Raw genomic sequence first — 18,995 nt, 5'->3', positions numbered from 1 at the left:
GACAAACGTCAATTAATAATGTTATAAAATGTAACATTATTTTTCTTTTTTCTCTAAAAAGAGCCGAATACGATCAATATCGTAATTTACGAGAATTGCGACAAAAACTCCCATGAAAGTTTCTGATACACGCGCAAATACGTACAAAATTGTTTCCCCACTCGGAATCGATAGGGTAATGATTAACATAGCTGCTACACCGCCAATAACCCCTGCTTTGTTATTCATGGCTACATTTGTCATAATGGTTAACATGGTGCAAATGGGAACAACAACCAAGGTCACCCAAAAGGCTTCATGGAAAAAGGTATTTAATAGGAAGAAGACCAGGGCATAGAGGCCACCGATACTATTTCCTAGAATACGCGAAGTCCCAAAATGAACACTCTTATCAAAACTCTCCCTCAGGCTAAAAACAGCTGTCAAAGCACCAATTTGAAGACCTTTCCAGCCAAAAAAGCCAAAAATCAAGAGAACTAGAAAAACAGCAATACCTGTTTTAAAGGTTCGCATACCAAGTTTGAACTGGGATTTATCGAATTTATATTTTTTAAAATAACTCATAATCTCAACTTTCTATTTCCATTTTATCATAAATTGGATGATTTTATGAGCAATAGTTGAGAGGAAGCGTTTTTATTTTAAGCAAAAGAAAAGAGGAACTTTCATCCCTCTCTTCTTTGATTCATTATAAAATCTTATTTTTCTGTCAAGGCTGCAAGTCCTGGAAGAACTTTATACTCAATGAAAATCAAAGAGCAAACTAGGAAACTAGCCGCAGGCTGTACTTGAGTACAGCAAGGCGACGTTGACGTGGTTTGAATTTGATTTTCGAAGAGTATTACCTTCAAGAAGCTCCATTGATGCCCCACCACCACGTCACAAATACCTCCACTAGCACAAAAAGGTGACATAGCCACCTTTTTGTTAACGTTTCAGTTTTGTTCCTTTTTCTACAAAATCAGGATTTTGTAGAGACTAACGGGCTGAAATTATTTTTCTGTAAGTGCAGCCAAACCTGGCAATACTTTACCTTCAAGAAGTTCCATTGATGCTCCACCACCAGTAGAGATCCATGAGAATTTATCTGCACGTCCAAGGTTGATCGCTGCGGCAGCTGAGTCACCACCACCAATGATTGATTTAACTCCTGGTTGTTTCACGATAGCGTCCATCACACCGATTGTACCAGCTTGGAAATCTGGGTTTTCAAATACACCCATAGGTCCGTTCCATACAACTGTTTTCGCACCAGTCAAAGCTTCGTCAAATTTAGCGATAGATTTTGGACCGATGTCAAGACCAAGGAAGCCTTCAGAAACTGCTTCACCTTCAGTGTCACGCACTTCAGTGTAACCAGCAAATGCGTTAGCTTCTTTTGAGTCAACTGGCAAGATCAATTTGCCGTTTGCTTTTTCAAGAAGAGCTTTGGCAACATCCAATTTGTCTTCTTCTACAAGTGAATTACCGATTTCGATACCTTGTGCTTTGTAGAATGTGTAAGTCATACCACCACCGATAAGGACTTTATCAGCTTTTTCAAGCAAGTTTTCGATAACACCAATCTTGTCTGAAACTTTTGAACCACCAAGGATAGCCACGAATGGACGTTCTGGAGTTTCAACTGCTTCTTGGATGTATGCAATTTCGTTTTCAAGAAGGAAACCAGCAACTGCTTTTTCAACGTTTGCTGAGATACCAACGTTAGATGCGTGTGCACGGTGAGCTGTACCGAATGCATCGTTTACAAAGATACCATCTCCAAGTGATGCCCAGTATTTACCAAGTTCAGGATCGTTTTTAGATTCTTTCTTGCCGTCAACATCTTCGTAACGAGTGTTTTCAACCAAGAGAACTTGTCCATCTTCAAGAGCGTTGATAGCTGCTTCCAATTCAGCACCACGAGTGACACCTGGGAAAACAACGTCTTGGCCAAGTTTTGCTGCCAAATCTGCTGCTACAGGAGCAAGTGATTTACCAGCTTTATCAGCTTCTTCTTTCACACGTCCAAGGTGAGAGAAAAGAATTGCACGTCCACCTTGTTCGATGATGTACTTAATAGTTGGAAGAGCTGCTGTGATACGGTTGTCGTTAGTGATTACGCCATCTTTCAATGGTACGTTGAAGTCAACACGAACGAGGACTTTTTTACCTTTCAAGTCAACGTCTTTAACAGTAAGTTTTGCCATGTTACAAAAACCCCTTTATTTATTTTATTCAAAACTATTATATCACACTTTGGAAATATAAGGAAAGATTTCACAAGATTTTTCGATATTTAATCTTTATGGCATGGTAGAGTATATTATTTTTGCTTTTTCTAACGAATTTTCTTTCTAAAATCTTAGCTTAACACTTGTTAGATTTACTTTTATCCTTTAAAATAGAATAGGAGAAATTCCGTTATTATTTTTCGGAGGAAAAAGAAATGTCCATTAATTGGCAGGAAATTTTATTTCACTTTTTAGGTGGTCTGGGACTATTCTTATATAGTATCAAGACCATGGGAGACGGTTTGCAACAAGCTGCTGGAGATCGCCTTCGTTTTTACATTGACAAGTACACTAGCAATCCCTTTTTAGGTGTTCTAGTCGGAATTGTCGTGACTGCCCTGATTCAGTCAAGTACAGGGGTCACAGTTATCACGGTTGGACTGGTCAGCGCTAGTCTTCTAACTCTTAGACAGGCTATCGGAATTATCATGGGAGCCAACATCGGAACCACCGTTACTTCCTTTATCATCGGTTTCAAGCTTGGTGAGTATGCTTTACCCCTGATTTTCCTTGGAACCATGTTCCTATTTTTTACAAAAAACAGAACAGCAAACAATATCGGACGCATCCTGTTTGGTGTAGGGGGAATCTTCTATGCTCTCAACCTCATCAGTGCCGGTATGAGCCCTCTTAAAGATTTACCACAATTCAAGGAATACATGGTGACCTTGGGACAAAATCCTGTGTTGGGAGTTTTTGCCGGTGCAGTGATTACCGTTCTTATCCAAGCTTCTTCTGCGACAATCGGGATTTTGCAAGGTCTCTATGCAGGTGGATTCCTTGACCTTAAAGGTTCGCTACCTGTTCTCTTCGGGGATAATATCGGGACAACCCTAACAGTTATCATCGCGGCAGCTGGAGCCAATGTCTCTGCGAAACGCGTTGCTGCAACCCACGTCACCTTTAACGTATTAGGAACTATCCTTTGCTTAATCTTATTAGGTCCATTTACTTCTATGATTGAGTACTTCCAGGCACTCCTTCACCTCTCACCTGAGATGACTATCGCCTTCTCTCACGGTGCCTTTAACGTAAGTAACACCATTGTACAATTTCCATTCATCGGAGCCTTGGCCTACTTTGTAACCAAGCTCATCCCTGGTGAAGATGAAGTTGTCAAGTACGAACCACTTTATCTTGATGAGCATTTGATTAAACAAGCTCCATCAATCGCTCTTGGAAATGCAAAGAAAGAACTCCTTCACTTGGGAAATTATGCTTCTAAAGCCTTTGACCTTTCATACAACTACATCATTGACCTTAATGAAAAGGTTGCTGAAAAAGGACACAAGACAGAGGAAGCCATCAATACCATTGATGAAAAATTGACTCGTTACCTGATTACTCTTTCAAGCGAGGCTCTTAGCCAGAAAGAAAGTGAAGTGCTCACCAACATCCTGGATTCATCCCGTGATTTGGAACGGATTGGGGACCACGCAGAAGCCCTAATCAATCTGACTGACTACCTTCAACGTAAAAATGTTGAGTTCTCTGAAGCTGCTTTGCAGGAATTGGCTGATATCTATCAAAAAACTACTGGCTTTATCAAGGATGCTCTTGACAGTGTGGAAAACAATGATATCGAAAAAGCGCAAAGCCTGATTGAACGCCATAAAGAAATCAACAATATGGAACGTGTTCTCAGAAAGACCCACATCAAACGCCTCAACAAGGGCGAGTGTTCAACGCAAGCTGGGGTCAACTTTATCGATATTGTTTCCCACTACACTCGTGTATCTGACCACGCTATGAATCTAGCTGAAAAGGTCATCGCTGAACAAATCTAAGAACCACGAAGCTATCCTGAATGGGATGGCTTTTTCTTCTCCTCATCAAGAATTGCTTTTCTACCATATAGAAAAATGCTTTGATTCACAATGGAATCAAAGCATTTTAAAGAGTTCCCCATACATAAGGGCAGAAGCTGCGGTTCCTCTGTACTTGGCTTCTTCTCTTTTGATAAAGCGAGCCAAGTTGAGCAACTCAGGTGCCGGATGTCTAGGATTCTTGAGCAATTCACGATTGACCAGGCCTGAGAGACGGACTGCCAGCAATTGCTCATTTGTAGTAGGCAGTTTTTTAGCAGTCTCTAGGAGAGCAGCAACTAAATCTTCACTCAAATCATGTCGAGCATGATTGTAAAGATCTTTTACAAGGTTTTCTAGGTTTGGTTCTACCATCCCTACCACCTCCCTTATGGTTTAATAATTTTTAATCAAATCAACTGTTGAACAATCCAATTTTTTCACCAAGGCTTGCAAGAAAGCTTGCGCTTCTAAGAAGTCATCCATTGCATAGAGGGTTTGATGAGAATGGATATAACGAGCGCAAACACCGATTGTTGTAGATGGGACACCACCATTTTTCAGATGAGCTGCGCCAGCGTCTGTTCCGCCTTTACCACAGTAGTATTGATACTTGATTCCAGCTTCTTCAGCCGTTGTCAGAAGGAAATCCTTCATACCTGGGAGAAGCAAGTGACCTGGGTCGTAGAAACGAATCAAGGTTCCATCCCCAATCTTGCCTTGACCGCCATAAACATCACCAGCAGGTGAGCAGTCAACTGCTAGGAAAACTTCTGGATCAAACTTAGTTGTGGAAGTATGAGCACCACGAAGACCAACTTCTTCTTGGACGTTCGAGCCAAGATAGAGTTCATTTCCGAGTTTTTGACCTGAAAGAGCTTCCGCCAACTCGCTCACCATAAGAACTCCGTAACGGTTGTCCCAAGCTTTTGAGATGATATTTTTTTCATTAGCTGTCAAGATTGCAGAACTATCTGGGACAATGGTGTCACCAGGACGGATTCCAAAGCTTTCTGCCTCAGCCTTATCCGCAAAACCGCCATCAAAGACGATATCTGCAATGGCAGGCATGGTTGGTCCGCCCTTACCACGAGTCAAATGTGGCGGAACAGAGCCTGAAATCACAGGAATTTCACGACCGTCACGAGTCAAGAGTTTAAAGCGCTGGCTACTAACCACCATAGGATTCCAACCACCGATTTCTACGACACGAAAAGTACCATCTGGCTTGATTTCGCTGACCATAAAACCAACTTCATCCATATGAGAAGCGACCAAGACGCGCGGTGCATCCACAGCTTCTGAATGCTTGATACCAAAAATACCACCCAAGCCATCTGTCACCACTTCATCCACGTGCGGTGTCAACTTTTCACGAAGATAAGCACGAACAGGTGCTTCATGACCTGAGATCGCAGCAAGTTCTGTTACTTCTTTGATTTTTGAAAATAATGTTGTCATTTCAGTTCCTTCTTTCTTTCATCCATTTTACCACTTTTTATAGGAGAAGGATAGCGGGAAGGTGGATTTCTAAATTAGTATCTTAGTCCTGCTCTATCTTAGAAAAAGCTTGTATTTTCTTGCATGTGAGGTGAAATCTAAGAACTATTCCAAGACCAACCAAACTATTAATTCCCAAACAAAAAAACAATTCAATGCTATATTTGTTTAGTTTTTTCATGAAATTTGCAGAAAACAGTTGACTTCGCCTTCTTATTTCTTTAAAATAGTACAAAAATAGGTAAAGGAAAAAATCATGACCAAAACAATTCTTGTTACAGGTGGAGCTGGCTACATTGGCTCCCATACCGTTAAAGCTCTTTTAAATGCTAGCTACCAGGTGCATGTCCTCGATAATCTCTCTACAGGAAATCGTTCAGCTGTGGATAGTCGTGCTAGCTTTAAACAACTGGATGTTTATGATGCTAGCGCCTTAAAGGCTTACTTAGAAGAAAATCAGATTGATGCTGTCCTCCATTGTGCGGGTGAGATTGTCGTGAGCGAAAGTATTGAAAATCCAAGTAAATACTTCACTGCCAATGTTGCTGGTATGAACCAAGTTCTCAAAGTCTTGTCTGAAGTTGGTATTCAAAAAATCATGTTCTCTTCGACTGCTTCCCTCTATGGTAATAACTGTATTGACAAGCCAGCAACTGAAGATACCCTGCTCGACCCTGTCAATCCTTATGCAGAGACAAAACTGATGGGCGAACGAATGATTTACTGGATGGCTAATCGCTACGATTGGAAATATGTCATTTTCCGTTACTTTAATGTTGCTGGGGCTGAAATGGATGCTTCAAACGGTCTGCGTGTGAAAAATCCAACTCATATCATTCCAAATATCAACAAGACCGCATTGGGACAAAATGATAGCCTGAAAATATTTGGAGATGACTATGATACACGTGATGGTTCATGTATTCGGGATTACATTCATGTCTTGGACCTTGCACAGGCTCACGTTAAAGGGATGAATTACCTCTTTCAAGAAGACAGTTCTTCTCAAATCTTTAACTTAGGAACTGAAAAAGGCTATACCGTCAAAGAAATCTTTAAAACTGCTGAAGAATTACTGAATCAAAAAATACCACACGAAATTGTTGCTCGCCGTGCTGGTGACCCAGCTAGCGTCCTAGCAGATGCTTCAAAAGCTAAACAATATCTTGATTGGAAGGCTAGCTACTTCCTCGAAGATATTATTTTATCAGATTATCGTTGGCGTGTTAAAGAAGGCAAAAACATTTTGGAATAGGAAAATATAGGAGAAGGTCCTGGTACTCTCTCCTTGTTTTGTTCATTAAATTGTCAGAAAATTTATTGACAGATTAAAGAAATAGTGTTACAGTAATATCCGCAGGTATCTTTCAATACCAAATCTACATGAAAGGACGGGGTATGAAACTTTCTCATTATTTAATTGGCTTACTTCTACTCCTAGTCTTTCTCTCTATTAGCATTGGGACCAGTGATTTTTCATGGGGAAAACTCTTTGCACTGGATCATGAAACTTGGCTTCTCTTTCAAGAGTCCCGTCTTCCAAGAACTATCAGCATTCTCCTGACCGCCTCTAGTATGAGTATGGCAGGACTTCTCATGCAGACTATCACTCAAAATCAGTTTGCTGCTCCGAGTACAGTTGGAACCACTGAAGCTGCCAAACTGGGAATGGTATTGAGCCTCTTTGTCTTTCCGTCGGCTAGTCTGACTCAAAAGATGCTCTTCGCTTTTGTTTCATCCATCGTATTTACTCTCTTCTTCCTAGCCTTTATGACTATTTTTTCTATAAAGGAAAGGTGGATGTTGCCTCTGATTGGGATCATCTATAGCGGGATTATCGGTTCTGTGACAGAAGTTATCGCCTATCGTTTCAATCTGGTTCAGAGTATGACTGCCTGGACCCAGGGCTCCTTCTCCATGATTCAGACCCATCAGTATGAGTGGCTCTTCTTAGGCCTCATCATCCTGATAGCCGTTTGGAAATTATCACAAACCTTCACCATCATGAATCTAGGAAAAGAGACTAGCGAAAGTTTGGGGATTTCCTACTCCCTACTTGAAAAACTGGCCCTCTTTCTGGTGGCGCTAACGACTAGTGTCACCATGATTACCGTGGGTGGCTTGCCATTTCTCGGGGTCATCGTTCCCAATCTTGTTCGCAAGCACTATGGAGATAATCTAAGTCAGACCAAACTCATCGTCGCACTAGTCGGTGCCAATCTAGTCCTAGCCTGCGATATCCTATCCCGAGTTCTAATTCGACCCTATGAACTGTCTGTCAGTCTTCTACTAGGAATCATTGGTAGCATCATCTTTATCCTACTTCTATGGAGAGGGGGACGAAAAGATGCAGTTTAAAAGCAAACATACCAAGCTCTTCTGCCTTCTCATTATTCTGGCCATCGGAGCTTGTCTTCTCTACTTTTGGCCCATCACTCACTTATCAGCCTTTGCTTGGAAATTGCGTTCCCAAAAGATTATCGTTTATCTCTTGGTAGCCATCGCGACTGGGATTTCGACCATTAGTTTTCAAACCCTGACGGAAAATCGCTTTCTGACGCCAAGTATTTTGGGAATTGAATCCTTCTACGTCCTACTACAAACCCTACTACTGGTTTTTGAAAGTAAGTTTCTTCAACTCGGGAAGTCTCCTATCTTAGAATTCCTAGTTTTGCTTCTGCTTCAATCCCTCTTCTTTCTTGCCTTACAAGGCTACTTGAAGACACTGATGAAACAAGACCTGGTCTTCATCCTGCTAATCTGTCTAGCCCTCGGAAGTCTCTTTCGAAATATCAGTACCTTCCTCCAAGTCCTGATGGATCCAAACGAATACGATAAACTGCAAAACAGTCTCTTTGCCTCCTTTCAACATCTCAACACTTCCATCCTAGCCATCGGCTCTCTGATCATCCTTGCTTTGACAATCTTTTTCTTTCGAAAAGCAGTCATTCTGGATGTCTTGCACCTACAAAGAGAAACGGCTCAGATATTGGGACTCGATGTTGAAAAAGAACAGAGAGAACTCCTCTGGGGTATCGTGCTTTTGACCTCAACGTCCACTGCCTTGGTAGGGCCTATGGCCTTCTTCGGCTTTATGCTGACTAACCTCACCTACCTGATTGTCAAAGACTATCGGCACAAGTTACTCTTTATCGTAGCCATTCTGGTTGGATTTATTAGCTTGACCTTGGGGCAGGCCCTGATTGAACGAGTCTTTGCACTGGAAATTCGCATCAGCATGATCATCGAGAGCGTAGGTGGTCTCTTATTCTTTATCTTACTCTACAGGAGGGCGCGTCAGTGAAACTGGAAAACATTGACAAATCCATTCAAAAACAGGATATTTTGCAAGGCATTTCGCTTGAAGTCAGTCCTCAGAAATTGACAGCCTTCATTGGTCCAAATGGTGCTGGAAAATCGACTCTCCTCTCCATCATGAGCAGACTGACCAAGAAAGATCAGGGAATCCTCAGTATCAAAGGCCGTGAAATCGAGAGCTGGAATTCACAAGAACTGGCTCAAGAACTCACCATCCTAAAGCAGAAAATCAATTACCAAGCCAAATTGACGGTTGAAGAACTGGTCAGTTTTGGACGTTTTCCCTACAGCCGAGGTCGACTGAGACCAGAAGATTGGGAAAAAATCCGAGAAACTTTGGACTATCTGGAACTGACTAACCTAAAAGACCGCTACATCGATAGCCTGTCTGGAGGCCAGCTCCAACGGGTCTTTATCGCTATGGTACTGGCCCAGGATACAGACTTTATCTTGCTAGACGAACCACTCAACAATCTCGATATCAAGCAAAGCGTCAGCATGATGCAGATTCTCAAGCGACTGGTGGAAGAACTCGGAAAGACCATTATCATCGTCCTCCACGATATCAACATGGCCAGTCAGTATGCAGATGAAATTGTCGCCTTCAAGGACGGTCAAGTCTTTAGCAAGGGAAGAACAGATCAAATCATGCAGGCTGACCTACTCAGTCAACTCTATGAGATTCCCATCACGCTGGCTGATGTCAATGGCAAAAAGATCTGTATCTATAGCTAGCTATTCTGAACTCATGTTAGAAAACCCTCTGTCTCTTAGCTAACAAGCCTATCTAAGAGCCCCCTACATCGTTATCACATTTTAAAAAGGAGAAATCATGAAAACATCCCTTAAACTTTACCTCACTGCTCTAATAGCCAGTTTCTTGCTCCTACTTTGTGCATGTAGTACAAACACAAACTCAAGCACTAGTAAGTCGGAAACAAGCAACTCTGCTCCAACAGAAGTGATCATTAAAAGCTCACTGGACGAAGTCAAACTTTCAAAAGCTCCTGAAAAAATTGTTACCTTTGACCTCGGTACTGCGGATACTATTCGCGCTTTAGGCTTTGAAAAGAATATCGTGGGAATGCCTACAAAAACAGTACCAACCTATCTCAAAGACCTAGCTGGAAAAGTTAAAAATGTTGGTTCTATGGTTGAGCCAGACCTAGAAGCCATTGCTGCTCTTGAACCAGATTTGATTATCGCTTCACCACGTACCCAAAAATTCGTAGATAAATTCAAAGAAATTGCTCCGACTGTTCTCTTCCAAGCAAGCAAGGACGACTACTGGACTTCTACCAAGGCTAATATCGAATCCTTAGCAAGTGCCTTCGGCGAAACTGGTACACATAAAGCCAAGGAAGAATTGGCCAAGCTAGACAAGAGCATCCAAGAAGTCGCTACTAAAAATGAAAGCTCTGACAAAAAAGCCCTCGCCATCCTCCTTAATGAAGGAAAAATGGCTGCCTTTGGTGCCCAATCTCGTTTCTCTTTCTTGTACCAAACCTTGAAATTCAAGCCAACTGATACTCAATTTGAAGATTCTCGCCACGGACAAGAAGTCAGCTTTGAAAGTGTCAAAGAAATCAATCCTGATATCCTCTTTGTTATCAACCGTACCCTTGCCATCGGTGGGGACAACTCAAGCAACGATGGCGTCCTAGAAAATGCCCTCATCGCTGAAACTCCTGCCGCTAAAAATGACAAGATTATCCAACTAACACCAGACCTCTGGTATCTAAGTGGAGGCGGACTTGAATCAACAAAACTCATGATTGAAGACGCACAAAAAGGCTTGAAATAAGCAACTTCAAACTCATACTCTTCGAAAATCAAATTCAAACCACGTCAACGTCGCCTTGCCGTACTCAAGTACAGCCTGCGGCTAGTTTCCTAGTTTGCTCTTTGATTTTCATTGAGTATCAACTAACATCTTTACATGATAAAACGCATCCTATCAGTACACTCAAACCTGATAGGATGCGTTTTTATCATTTTATTAAAATCTTTTGCCCAACCTCATTTTTCTTCTTGATTCCGTTTAAGGGAAAAATGGTCTGGGACGGGGTCCTTACCTGTTTTCGACCAGGGATGGCAACGTAAAATCCGAGCCAAGCCCATCAAAACACCCTTGAAGCCATGTTTTTCAATAGCCTGAATCATATAGTTGGAACAAGTCGGCTCAAAGCGACAAGAGGGGGGAAAGGCTGGCGAGATAAACCGTTGGTAAAAGCGCACAGGCGCTATTAAGATTCGTTTCATTATTTCTTGGTTACAGCCATGGTGTGTAGTTGGCTGATTTCTTTTTTATTAAGACGGCGGGATTCTCCTGGACGGAGTCCTGTCAAGTCTAGATGTCCGAAACGGGTCCGTGACAACTTATCTACTTGGAGACCGACAGCTTCAAACATCTTTTTAACCTGGTGGTTACGCCCTTCATGGATAGTCAACTGCACCACAGAGCGGTTTTTGACTGGGTCCACTTTGAGAATCTCATAGACAGCCGGCTTGGTTTTCTTACCATCAATCTCAAGTCCACGGGTCAAGGGGCGGAGATTATCCTTATTGGCCACGCCTTTAACACGCGCGACATAAACCTTGTCAATCTCATTACGAGGGTGAATCATCTCATCCGTAAAATCCCCGTCATTGGTCAAAATCAAGACTCCTGATGTATCCCAGTCCAAACGACCTACAGGGTAGATGCGCTCTTTCACATTGGGTAAGAGATCGACAACCGTCTTGCGCCCCTTGTCATCTGTCACACTGGAAATGACACCGCGTGGTTTGTTAAGCAGATAATAGACCTTTTCTTCGTTGTAGATAGGTTGACCTTCCACTTCGACCTTGTCGCCTGACTTGATAGTGGTTGCTAGTTCACGTACCACTTGGCCGTTAACCGTCACCAAGCCTTGCTTGATCAGCTCTTCTGCTTTTCTCCTACTGGCCACACCTGCGTGGGCAATATACTTATTGATTCTCATCTTCTTCTATCCTTTCACCAAATAATTGGCTTTCTTGGGCTTGAATTTCAAGCTCATCAATCACTGGTAATTCTTCCAAATGGTTAATCCCCATGTAATCTAGGAAATAATCCGTAGTCACATAGAGGTTGGGGCGACCCAACACTTCTTTTTTCCCGTCTTCTCGTATCAGGTCAAAGGCCTGCAACTTTGCCAAGGCCCCACTCGAGTTGACCCCACGAATGGCATCAATCTCTATCCGTGTGATGGGCTGTTTGTAGGCAATGATGGACAAGGTCTCAAGGGCAGCCCGAGATAAACTCTGGTTGATAGGCGCCTTTGCATATTCTTTCAAAACCGCTGCAAATTGAGGCTTGGTCACCAATCTATAAGCTCCCCCTGTCTCAATCAGGGCCAAACTGGAATCTGGGGCCTTTTCATACTTCTGGGCTAATTTTTCTAAACTCTGTTGGATGCCTGTCGGTGGCAGAGAGAGGAGTTCAGCTAACTGGCGGACCCTAATCCCATCTTCACCCGCTACAAACAAGAGCGCTTCTATTTTTGCTACAGTACTCATCTTTCCTCTCTATCAAGTCTAGCTTTGGGCCACTTGACTTTCTTCCTTCTTTTCTATGAGATAAATATCTCCGAAACTTTCCTCTTGCACGAGGATCAGCTCCTGGGTTTTAATTAACTCTAGGGTTGCCAAAAAGAGGGTGATGACCTCTTGGACATTCTGGGCTTCCTTAAACAAATCCTGCAAGCGCAATTGATCTCGTCCAGTCAAGGACTCTTTCACGATAACCATCATGTCCTCAATCTTATACTCATCCCGCAAGATAGTCGTGTGATTTTGTGCAAACTCCTCTTTTTTCTTGGATAGGATATTTGAAAAAGCCAAAAAGAGGTCAATGGTCGTCTTGTCATGCACAAGCTCCGCATCTTCGTAAATCAACTCTGTCGGTGCTTTAGAATAATACCGGGCCCGATCTTGGTGCTTGGCTTCCAAATGCTCACCCAAGAGCTTGAACTTGCGGTATTCTTCGATTTGAGAGAGAAGATCCTGCTCTAGGTCATCCTCCAAGTCTGTCACTTCTGCCACCTTCGGAAGAAGCTTGCGGCTCTTGATCAGCATGAGCTGACTGGCCATGACCATGTACTCGCCCGTCACTTCCAGACGCATGGCCTGCAGGGTTGAGACATAGGCTAGATACTGCTCGATGACTTCCGTGATGGGCACATCATAGATATCCATCTGGTACTTAGAAACCAGGTGCAAAAGCAAGTCCAAGGGCCCTTCAAAATCTTTTAATTTAATATCCATTATCTATATTTTTCTAAGGTCAGGACTGTTTTTAATCCTAATTTTTTTGCAATTTCGTACAAATCGACCTTGTTTTCTATTTGTCTTAGAATGAACTGTTCCCGCAAGGCCTGGGCTGATAAGGTTGGGAACCCTTTCTCCTTGACAAAGGATTCTAGCTGACGAAAGGCCCACTGACGAGAATAGGCTTTCCCTCCCCTTTCAAAGAGATAGGTCTGGCCCATCAAGGGTTCCAATTCTGAAAGTAAGGTCGTAGGAATGGTGACAATTCTCTGTTGGGAAGCCTTCTTGATTCGCAACACCTGAAAGTCCAGATTGATGTCCGCAACCTTGAGAGCTAAAATCTCACTCGGCAAGAGCCCCATTTCCAAGATAAGTAGAGCCAGTAAACGCCCCTCTGGATAATTACTTTCCTGCCAAAAAGAGTCTAGGTTTAACAGTTCTGGTTTTGCGGTCTTCTTTTCAGCTTGTTTGGCTAATTCCAAACGATAAAAGCTATCCACTTCTCCTTTTTGATAGAGAAAGTAGAGAAATTGGTTACAGGCCGAAATCTTTCGCTTCTGAGCGCTGATTTTTAGACTGGCTAGTTGGGCTTGATAAATCTTGAGACTGGTCTCAGAAATCCGCTCGCCCACAATGTCTAAAAATTGCTCCAAATCATACTTATAGGACTGCTTGGAATTGGCAGACAGACCCTGCTTTTCCTCTAAAAAGGCTGAAATCCTGTCTCTCATTTGCATCGAATCTCAAATTCCTTACTAAAGTCATGCAAGAGGGCATTGACTGCCTTGAGGATAGACTTGCGCGTGATAATTCCTTGGAAAATACCAGACGCATCCACAACCGGCAAGAAGGACTCATCCACCAATTTGTGCAAGACCTCTGTAATGGTAAAATCTGGAGAGACGACCGCTACGTCCGTTCTCGTCATATGAACAATATCCGTATCTGCCATGATTTCTTGACTCAAATCATGCTCCATCTGATAAGCCATAATATCTCTGAGCCCAATCGTCCCAACAAACTGTTTTTCATCTGTTACAACAGGAACACGGGTATAGGTCATCTGACTGAGCAAGAGGGTTGCATGATCCGCATTGTGAGTATCAATCAACACGGCTAGATTTTCAGCAGGGGTCAAAAAAGTTTCCTCTTGCCCCAACAAGAAAGTCTCAAACTCCTTGGCAATCATCGGCTAAACTCCTTGGACAAGCCTGGATACACCTCATGGGCTCGTGTCAAAAAGTCGACTTTGAAGTAACTGTCATCAATCTCCACACGAGCATAGAGACATTCTCTGGTGGTCCCACGTGGTTGACTGATAGAACCTGGATTTAGAAAAAGAGTCTTTCCTTCCATCCAAGCGCTTGGCACATGCAAGTGACCATAGAGACAGATATCGGCCTCTTCTTCCTGAGCCCAGTAGTCCAACTTTTGAAAGTTGAAATTGATGTCAAACAAGTGACCATGGGTTTGGATAATCTTGGTCGAACCAAGCTCAGTCACCAAACGTTCTGGGTAGCCGGCGTAGAAGTCCATGTTCCCTTTAACTACACGGATGCCTTCCCAAAGTGGAGAATCAGGACGCAGTTCAGAATCGCCGTTATGAAAAACGGCGTCAACTTTGCCCACATAGCGATCACGGATTTCTTCTACAATCAAGCTATCGCCATGAGAATCACTCATTACAATGATGGTTTGCTTTGCCATGATGGAAATACCTCCAAAAGTTTCTTAACGGCTAAGGCACGGTGAGATTGACTATTTTTTTCTTCAAGGGTTAATTCAGCTGATGACTTGCCTGTTTCTCCTACAAGGAAAAGAGGGTCATAGCCAAAACCATTTTCACCCTTAGGTTCAAAGTTAATGTAGCCTGGCCAGTCTGCTTCAACAACCAAACTTTCCTTGTTTGGACTTGCTACAACTAGGGTCGTGTGGAATTGAGCAGAGCGATCCTTGAGTTCAAAGACCATGGCCAATTCGTGCAAGAGTTTGGCATTGTTTTCACGGTCAGTAGCTCCTACTCCTGCGAAACGAGCTGACCAGACACCTGGCAAGCCACCAAGGACATCGACTTTGAGACCTGAGTCATCTGCCAAAACCATCTTGCCCGTTAATTGAGAAATAGTTTCTGCCTTGAGGCGGGCATTTTCTTCGAAGGTCATGCCTGTTTCTGCTACTTCAGGTAGGTCAGGATAGTCATTAAGATTTTCCACATCGTATCCTAACTTGTCAAAGATAGCTCGAAATTCCTTGGTCTTGCCCTCGTTACGAGTCGCAATCAACAAGGTTTCTCTAACCTTGTTTGTCTCAAAGAAATCATGAACATTGACCCCTTCTTTGGGCAATTCCACATACAAGAGTTGGCCATTTTCAACCAAAAGCAAAGCTCCCTGACGTTGGATGACTTCTAGATTGCGACCTGCTTCTTGGTTTAGTATATCTACCACAAAAGACAATAAACGGTAGCGAGAACCATAGCGTAAAACAGTAACTGAAATCGGGAAACCTCGTTCCTCGTCTCGAAATATTTTGGCCAATCCAACCAGAGGGAAATCCAAGTCTTCATCAGTCAACGTCCGGACGCCACCAAAAATACTATAGGACCCGACATACCAGTCCTGGTCATCCTTGTATTCATAAATTTTATTTGTCATAATTCTACATGCTCCACATGAATCTCTTTTTCCAGCCATTCTTCACCAATTTGTGCAAAACTTTGGCTGCTGGCTGTTGTGTAAAAACGGTGATGAAGTGGTCCAGCATCGCGACCACGATTGATTTCAAAATAATTTAGTAAGACTGAGATATCCCGTACGCACTCTGCCCCACTATCGATGAGCTGAACCTTTGGCCCCATGACATTCTGGATGATAGGGCGAAGGAGTGGGTAATGGGTACAGCCTAAAATCAGGCTATCCACCTTTCCAACCAAGGGACGCAGGGTTTCATAAACCACTTTTTTGGTAACACTGGTTGACAGGGCACCCGACTCGACCAAGGGGGCAAACTTGGGACAGGCCAAACTCTCCACCTGTAATTCCGGATCCAGATCATGGATTTTCTGACGGTAGATGTCTGATTGAACCGTCATGGGCGTTCCAATAACCCCGATTTTCCCACCTTGGCTGGATTTGATGGCTGCCGAAGCTCCTGGTAAAATCACACCCAAGACAGGAATGTCTAGTTGAGCCTTGATTTCTTCCCAAACGACCGCAGTCGCAGTGTTACAAGCAATGACAATCATTTTGACATCCTTGGTCAAGAGAAAGTTGACCAGCTGCCAAGTATATTCACGAATTTGCTCAGCAGGACGGGGACCATAAGGCGCCCGCGCCGAATCTCCAATATAGACGATTTCTTCATGGGGAAGCTGGCGCATAAGCTCACGCACAACAGTCAAGCCCCCGACACCCGAATCCAAAAAACCAATTGGTCGATTATCCATACAGTCTTCTTTCTAGTCTTTTTTCTGATTGATAGTTCATTATGATTACTTGTCTTCAAGAACTGAAGGACAGCTTCAACAACCACTATCTCTCTTAATCATAATCAAATATCAATAGAATGCAAGGAAAAAGTCTCATCCCTAAACCATAGCCAACATAGTGAGAAGTCTGGAACTTTCATCCCAGACTTTTCCTTATTTATTTTTTCTTTTTATTGTTAGCAAGGGCTGCTTTTTGTTGGCGGATGATTTGGTGGTAAACTTGTTGTACCTTAGCTTCGCTTGGTTTTTGACCATTTGCACTCAAAAGAGTACGAACTGCTTCAGCATTCAAACGTGGGTTGTCAGCGAATTCTTTTTCAATTTGCTTACGAACCAAGTACATTCCTCCAAGAGCTCCTCCTAGAAAAGCTAGCACAATCAATACAATTGCTAAAAGTAAATCCATCATTTTTCTCCTGTTTCTTTTTGAGTCCCTTTCATTATACCATAAACTAGCCACCCTGACCAGTTTGTTCTACACTTTCAGGGATGGAATAGACAGCAAAAAGAACCCTGCTTTTCTGAGGAAGAGGGCTCCTTGCTAAGTTTAATTTACATAGATAGCCAGTGTAAGAAATAAAAGACTGAAACACTAGATTTCAGCCTTTTTCTTTATCCCAAAACCAATTCATCACTGACCAGACTTTGGCCACTATTTTTCTGGAAGAGATGCATGAGATCTTCAACTGTCAGATGCTTTTTCTCTTCTCCTTTGACATCAACCACTATCTTCCCTTGATAAAGCATAATGAGACGATTGCCGTACTCAATCGCATGGTTCATATCATGTGTAATCATCAGAGTAGTCAACTGATGGTGCTCCACAATCTTTTGCGTCAAATCCATCACCATTTGACTCGTTTTCGGGTCAAGTGCCGCAGTGTGTTCATCCAACAGCAAGAGCTTAGGTTTCACCAAGGCTGCCATGACTAGGGTCAAGGCCTGTCTTTGTCCTCCTGAAAGGTATTGAGTATCCACTTTCAAACGATTTTCAAGACCGATATTCAACTCTTTCAAGGCCTCTTGGAACTGGATTCTATCCTTCTCCTTCACGCCCCAGCCAAGTCCTCTTTTTTGTCCACGTCTCAAGGCAATGGCCATATTCTCCTCAATCGTCAAACGAGAAGCCGTTCCCATCTTAGGATCTTGAAAAACACGGGCAATATCCTTGGCTCTCTTTCGTACACTCAGATTTTTAATGGATTTCCCTTCCAACAAAAGGTCCCCTTCGTCCACAGATAGATTTCCAGCCAAGATATTCATCAAAGTGGATTTCCCTGCGCCATTTCCACCAATCACAGAGATAAAATCTCCCTCTTCAACCTCTAAATCTAATCCTTTGAGGACATGGTTTTCATTGACCGTCCCTGCTTCAAATGTTTTGTGAATATTTTCAAGTGTTAACAAACTTGCCATAACTTTCTCCTCCTATTCATTTCTCAGTTTTAAACCACGAATCTTTAGTCTCTTTTGTAATTCTGGTGCGAATAGAACCAAGGCTAACAAGATTGCATTAAAGAGACGAACCAGGTTCTGATCTAGATTTGGAATTTCATAGATATTTAAAATAATCAAACGATAAACAATGGCACCGATTCCGATGGATAACAAGCGACCTCCAATGGTCAAGTCGTGTATCAAGACTTCCGCAATAATGACTGCACTCAAACCAACAACGATTGTTCCTGTCCCAGAAGTTACATCTGAAAATCCATCATTTTGAGCGAACAAGGATCCACATAGGGCAATCAAACCATTTGAAATCATGTAACCAACAATCTTCATGGTGTCTACATTGACCCCATTGGCCTCACTCATCGGAATATTGTCCCCAGTCGAACGCAAGACCAAGCCAATCTCCGTTTTCATCAAAAGAGTCAAGACCAAACAAACAAGTAAGAGACAGGCCAAACTGAATGAGAAAACAGCTTCTTCATTTGTCAGCCCCAAGCTCGCCAATTGTTTAAAGACAGTTGAAGAATCTCCCAAGGAAAGATTAGGCACACTTCCCATGATTTTAATATTGATTGAATAAAGACCTGTCAAGGTCACAATCCCTGTCAAGAGAGCTGGGATTTTCATCTTGGTGTGGAGCATACCTGACACAAGACCTGCTACCATACCTGCCAGCAAAGCAAGCAAGGTCGCAATCCAAGGATTTGTCCCTGCCTGTATCTGTGATACGACGACAGCTGCACCCAGAGGAAAGGCTCCTTCAGCAGTCATATCCGCAATATCCAAAATACGGAAAGTCAAGTAGACTCCAATGGCCATAATCGACCACAACAAACCTTCTGATAAACTAGGTAATACAAAACTCAT

22 protein-coding genes are annotated in these 18,995 nt (G+C 42.8%); 6 read left to right on the top strand and 16 right to left on the bottom strand.

What is annotated here, in order from left to right:
* Positions 1 to 36: 36 nt before the first annotated feature.
* Positions 37 to 564 (bottom strand): FUSC family protein, encoded by a 528-nt coding sequence (locus N8L33_RS01865; RefSeq protein ID WP_000119915.1) that lies wholly within the window; start codon positions 562 to 564, stop codon positions 37 to 39.
* A 428-nt stretch (positions 565 to 992) separates the two neighbouring features.
* Positions 993 to 2,189 (bottom strand): phosphoglycerate kinase, encoded by a 1,197-nt coding sequence (locus N8L33_RS01860; protein WP_001096743.1) that lies wholly within the window; start codon positions 2,187 to 2,189, stop codon positions 993 to 995.
* Positions 2,190 to 2,428: 239 nt separating this feature from the next.
* On the opposite strand from N8L33_RS01860, the gene N8L33_RS01855 reads away from it, so the two are divergent.
* Positions 2,429 to 4,060, top strand: coding sequence for a Na/Pi cotransporter family protein (locus N8L33_RS01855; protein ID WP_033676213.1), 1,632 nt, complete (start codon positions 2,429 to 2,431; stop codon positions 4,058 to 4,060).
* Positions 4,061 to 4,156: 96 nt separating this feature from the next.
* Here N8L33_RS01855 and N8L33_RS01850 read toward each other — a convergent pair whose 3' ends face one another.
* Positions 4,157 to 4,453 carry a bacteriocin immunity family protein gene (locus N8L33_RS01850; protein ID WP_261058193.1) on the bottom strand — a complete coding sequence of 99 codons (297 nt, stop codon included), beginning with the start codon at positions 4,451 to 4,453 and terminating at the stop codon, positions 4,157 to 4,159.
* A 21-nt stretch (positions 4,454 to 4,474) separates the two neighbouring features.
* Positions 4,475 to 5,539, bottom strand: a complete 1,065-nt coding sequence (gene pepA, locus N8L33_RS01845; RefSeq protein WP_261058192.1) for a glutamyl aminopeptidase — start codon at positions 5,537 to 5,539, stop codon at positions 4,475 to 4,477.
* A 295-nt stretch (positions 5,540 to 5,834) separates the two neighbouring features.
* Between pepA and galE the strand changes: the two genes are divergently transcribed.
* From galE to N8L33_RS01820, 5 genes are all read left to right on the top strand, one after another.
* On the top strand, positions 5,835 to 6,833 hold the full coding sequence (galE, locus tag N8L33_RS01840; RefSeq protein ID WP_261058191.1) for a UDP-glucose 4-epimerase GalE: 999 nt from the start codon (positions 5,835 to 5,837) through the stop codon (positions 6,831 to 6,833).
* A 143-nt stretch (positions 6,834 to 6,976) separates the two neighbouring features.
* The gene (locus tag N8L33_RS01835; RefSeq protein WP_261058189.1) at positions 6,977 to 7,936 is read left to right on the top strand and encodes an ABC transporter permease; all 960 of its coding nucleotides are present in this window, start codon (positions 6,977 to 6,979) and stop codon (positions 7,934 to 7,936) included.
* Entirely contained in the window at positions 7,926 to 8,882 is a 957-nt protein-coding gene (locus N8L33_RS01830) for an iron chelate uptake ABC transporter family permease subunit (protein WP_261058188.1), read from the top strand. The genes N8L33_RS01835 and N8L33_RS01830 overlap by 11 nt, the downstream gene beginning before the upstream one ends.
* Positions 8,879 to 9,631 carry an iron ABC transporter ATP-binding protein gene (locus N8L33_RS01825; RefSeq protein WP_261058187.1) on the top strand — a complete coding sequence of 251 codons (753 nt, stop codon included), beginning with the start codon at positions 8,879 to 8,881 and terminating at the stop codon, positions 9,629 to 9,631. Before N8L33_RS01830 ends, N8L33_RS01825 begins: the two co-directional genes overlap by 4 nt.
* 97 nt (positions 9,632 to 9,728) lie before the next feature.
* Positions 9,729 to 10,700 (top strand): siderophore ABC transporter substrate-binding protein, encoded by a 972-nt coding sequence (locus N8L33_RS01820; RefSeq protein WP_261058186.1) that lies wholly within the window; start codon positions 9,729 to 9,731, stop codon positions 10,698 to 10,700.
* 215 nt (positions 10,701 to 10,915) lie between these two features.
* Here the strand turns inward: N8L33_RS01820 and yidD are convergent, their stop codons facing one another.
* From yidD to N8L33_RS01760, 12 genes are all read right to left on the bottom strand, one after another.
* Positions 10,916 to 11,158 (bottom strand): membrane protein insertion efficiency factor YidD, encoded by a 243-nt coding sequence (yidD, locus tag N8L33_RS01815; RefSeq protein ID WP_000821624.1) that lies wholly within the window; start codon positions 11,156 to 11,158, stop codon positions 10,916 to 10,918.
* A complete protein-coding gene (locus N8L33_RS01810) occupies positions 11,158 to 11,880 on the bottom strand; it encodes a pseudouridine synthase (protein WP_001222228.1) in 723 nt (240 codons plus the stop codon). Before N8L33_RS01810 ends, yidD begins: the two co-directional genes overlap by 1 nt.
* Complete coding sequence (gene scpB, locus N8L33_RS01805; protein WP_261058184.1) at positions 11,867 to 12,436, bottom strand: SMC-Scp complex subunit ScpB; 570 nt, start codon at positions 12,434 to 12,436, stop codon at positions 11,867 to 11,869. The genes N8L33_RS01810 and scpB overlap by 14 nt, the downstream gene beginning before the upstream one ends.
* 18 nt (positions 12,437 to 12,454) lie before the next feature.
* Positions 12,455 to 13,183: a segregation/condensation protein A gene (locus N8L33_RS01800; RefSeq protein ID WP_261058182.1), complete on the bottom strand. Its 729-nt coding sequence runs from the start codon at positions 13,181 to 13,183 to the stop codon at positions 12,455 to 12,457.
* The gene (gene xerD, locus N8L33_RS01795; protein ID WP_314725882.1) at positions 13,183 to 13,917 is read right to left on the bottom strand and encodes a site-specific tyrosine recombinase XerD; all 735 of its coding nucleotides are present in this window, start codon (positions 13,915 to 13,917) and stop codon (positions 13,183 to 13,185) included. Before xerD ends, N8L33_RS01800 begins: the two co-directional genes overlap by 1 nt.
* Complete coding sequence (cbpB, locus tag N8L33_RS01790; protein ID WP_261058179.1) at positions 13,914 to 14,375, bottom strand: cyclic-di-AMP-binding protein CbpB; 462 nt, start codon at positions 14,373 to 14,375, stop codon at positions 13,914 to 13,916. The genes xerD and cbpB overlap by 4 nt, the downstream gene beginning before the upstream one ends.
* Entirely contained in the window at positions 14,372 to 14,893 is a 522-nt protein-coding gene (locus N8L33_RS01785) for a metallophosphoesterase (RefSeq protein ID WP_261058176.1), read from the bottom strand. The genes cbpB and N8L33_RS01785 overlap by 4 nt, the downstream gene beginning before the upstream one ends.
* Positions 14,869 to 15,840: a nucleoside-triphosphate diphosphatase gene (locus tag N8L33_RS01780; protein ID WP_064275921.1), complete on the bottom strand. Its 972-nt coding sequence runs from the start codon at positions 15,838 to 15,840 to the stop codon at positions 14,869 to 14,871. The genes N8L33_RS01785 and N8L33_RS01780 overlap by 25 nt, the downstream gene beginning before the upstream one ends.
* Positions 15,837 to 16,631, bottom strand: coding sequence for a glutamate racemase (gene racE, locus N8L33_RS01775; protein WP_261058174.1), 795 nt, complete (start codon positions 16,629 to 16,631; stop codon positions 15,837 to 15,839). Before racE ends, N8L33_RS01780 begins: the two co-directional genes overlap by 4 nt.
* A gap of 199 nt (positions 16,632 to 16,830) precedes the next feature.
* Complete coding sequence (locus N8L33_RS01770) at positions 16,831 to 17,079, bottom strand: YneF family protein (RefSeq protein WP_000364990.1); 249 nt, start codon at positions 17,077 to 17,079, stop codon at positions 16,831 to 16,833.
* Positions 17,080 to 17,285: 206 nt separating this feature from the next.
* On the bottom strand, positions 17,286 to 18,089 hold the full coding sequence (locus N8L33_RS01765) for an ABC transporter ATP-binding protein (RefSeq protein ID WP_000157668.1): 804 nt from the start codon (positions 18,087 to 18,089) through the stop codon (positions 17,286 to 17,288).
* A gap of 12 nt (positions 18,090 to 18,101) precedes the next feature.
* The gene (locus N8L33_RS01760) at positions 18,102 to 18,995 is read right to left on the bottom strand and encodes an ABC transporter permease (protein WP_261058169.1); all 894 of its coding nucleotides are present in this window, start codon (positions 18,993 to 18,995) and stop codon (positions 18,102 to 18,104) included.

It is taken from the genome of Streptococcus mitis (assembly GCF_946188695.1).
Lineage (GTDB): Bacteria > Bacillota > Bacilli > Lactobacillales > Streptococcaceae > Streptococcus > Streptococcus mitis_DF.
The sequence above is the reverse complement of the archived record's forward strand: the minus strand, read 5'-3'. Positions and strand labels throughout refer to the sequence as shown.

What these genes read in the sequence shown, in the direction of transcription:
- N8L33_RS01865 (WP_000119915.1), bottom strand. Translation starts at nt 564, where the DNA reads ATGAGTTATTTTAAAAAATATAAATTCGATAAATCCCAGTTCAAACTT.
- N8L33_RS01860 (WP_001096743.1), bottom strand. Translation starts at nt 2,189, where the DNA reads ATGGCAAAACTTACTGTTAAAGACGTTGACTTGAAAGGTAAAAAAGTC.
- N8L33_RS01855 (WP_033676213.1), top strand. Translation starts at nt 2,429, where the DNA reads ATGTCCATTAATTGGCAGGAAATTTTATTTCACTTTTTAGGTGGTCTG.
- N8L33_RS01850 (WP_261058193.1), bottom strand. Translation starts at nt 4,453, where the DNA reads ATGGTAGAACCAAACCTAGAAAACCTTGTAAAAGATCTTTACAATCAT.
- pepA (WP_261058192.1), bottom strand. Translation starts at nt 5,539, where the DNA reads ATGACAACATTATTTTCAAAAATCAAAGAAGTAACAGAACTTGCTGCG.
- galE (WP_261058191.1), top strand. Translation starts at nt 5,835, where the DNA reads ATGACCAAAACAATTCTTGTTACAGGTGGAGCTGGCTACATTGGCTCC.
- N8L33_RS01835 (WP_261058189.1), top strand. Translation starts at nt 6,977, where the DNA reads ATGAAACTTTCTCATTATTTAATTGGCTTACTTCTACTCCTAGTCTTT.
- N8L33_RS01830 (WP_261058188.1), top strand. Translation starts at nt 7,926, where the DNA reads ATGCAGTTTAAAAGCAAACATACCAAGCTCTTCTGCCTTCTCATTATT.
- N8L33_RS01820 (WP_261058186.1), top strand. Translation starts at nt 9,729, where the DNA reads ATGAAAACATCCCTTAAACTTTACCTCACTGCTCTAATAGCCAGTTTC.
- yidD (WP_000821624.1), bottom strand. Translation starts at nt 11,158, where the DNA reads ATGAAACGAATCTTAATAGCGCCTGTGCGCTTTTACCAACGGTTTATC.
- N8L33_RS01810 (WP_001222228.1), bottom strand. Translation starts at nt 11,880, where the DNA reads ATGAGAATCAATAAGTATATTGCCCACGCAGGTGTGGCCAGTAGGAGA.
- scpB (WP_261058184.1), bottom strand. Translation starts at nt 12,436, where the DNA reads ATGAGTACTGTAGCAAAAATAGAAGCGCTCTTGTTTGTAGCGGGTGAA.
- N8L33_RS01800 (WP_261058182.1), bottom strand. Translation starts at nt 13,183, where the DNA reads ATGGATATTAAATTAAAAGATTTTGAAGGGCCCTTGGACTTGCTTTTG.
- xerD (WP_314725882.1), bottom strand. Translation starts at nt 13,917, where the DNA reads ATGAGAGACAGGATTTCAGCCTTTTTAGAGGAAAAGCAGGGTCTGTCT.
- cbpB (WP_261058179.1), bottom strand. Translation starts at nt 14,375, where the DNA reads ATGATTGCCAAGGAGTTTGAGACTTTCTTGTTGGGGCAAGAGGAAACT.
- N8L33_RS01785 (WP_261058176.1), bottom strand. Translation starts at nt 14,893, where the DNA reads ATGGCAAAGCAAACCATCATTGTAATGAGTGATTCTCATGGCGATAGC.
- N8L33_RS01780 (WP_064275921.1), bottom strand. Translation starts at nt 15,840, where the DNA reads ATGACAAATAAAATTTATGAATACAAGGATGACCAGGACTGGTATGTC.
- racE (WP_261058174.1), bottom strand. Translation starts at nt 16,631, where the DNA reads ATGGATAATCGACCAATTGGTTTTTTGGATTCGGGTGTCGGGGGCTTG.
- N8L33_RS01770 (WP_000364990.1), bottom strand. Translation starts at nt 17,079, where the DNA reads ATGGATTTACTTTTAGCAATTGTATTGATTGTGCTAGCTTTTCTAGGA.
- N8L33_RS01765 (WP_000157668.1), bottom strand. Translation starts at nt 18,089, where the DNA reads ATGGCAAGTTTGTTAACACTTGAAAATATTCACAAAACATTTGAAGCA.
- N8L33_RS01760 (WP_261058169.1), bottom strand. Translation starts at nt 18,995, where the DNA reads ATGAGTTTTGTATTACCTAGTTTATCAGAAGGTTTGTTGTGGTCGATT.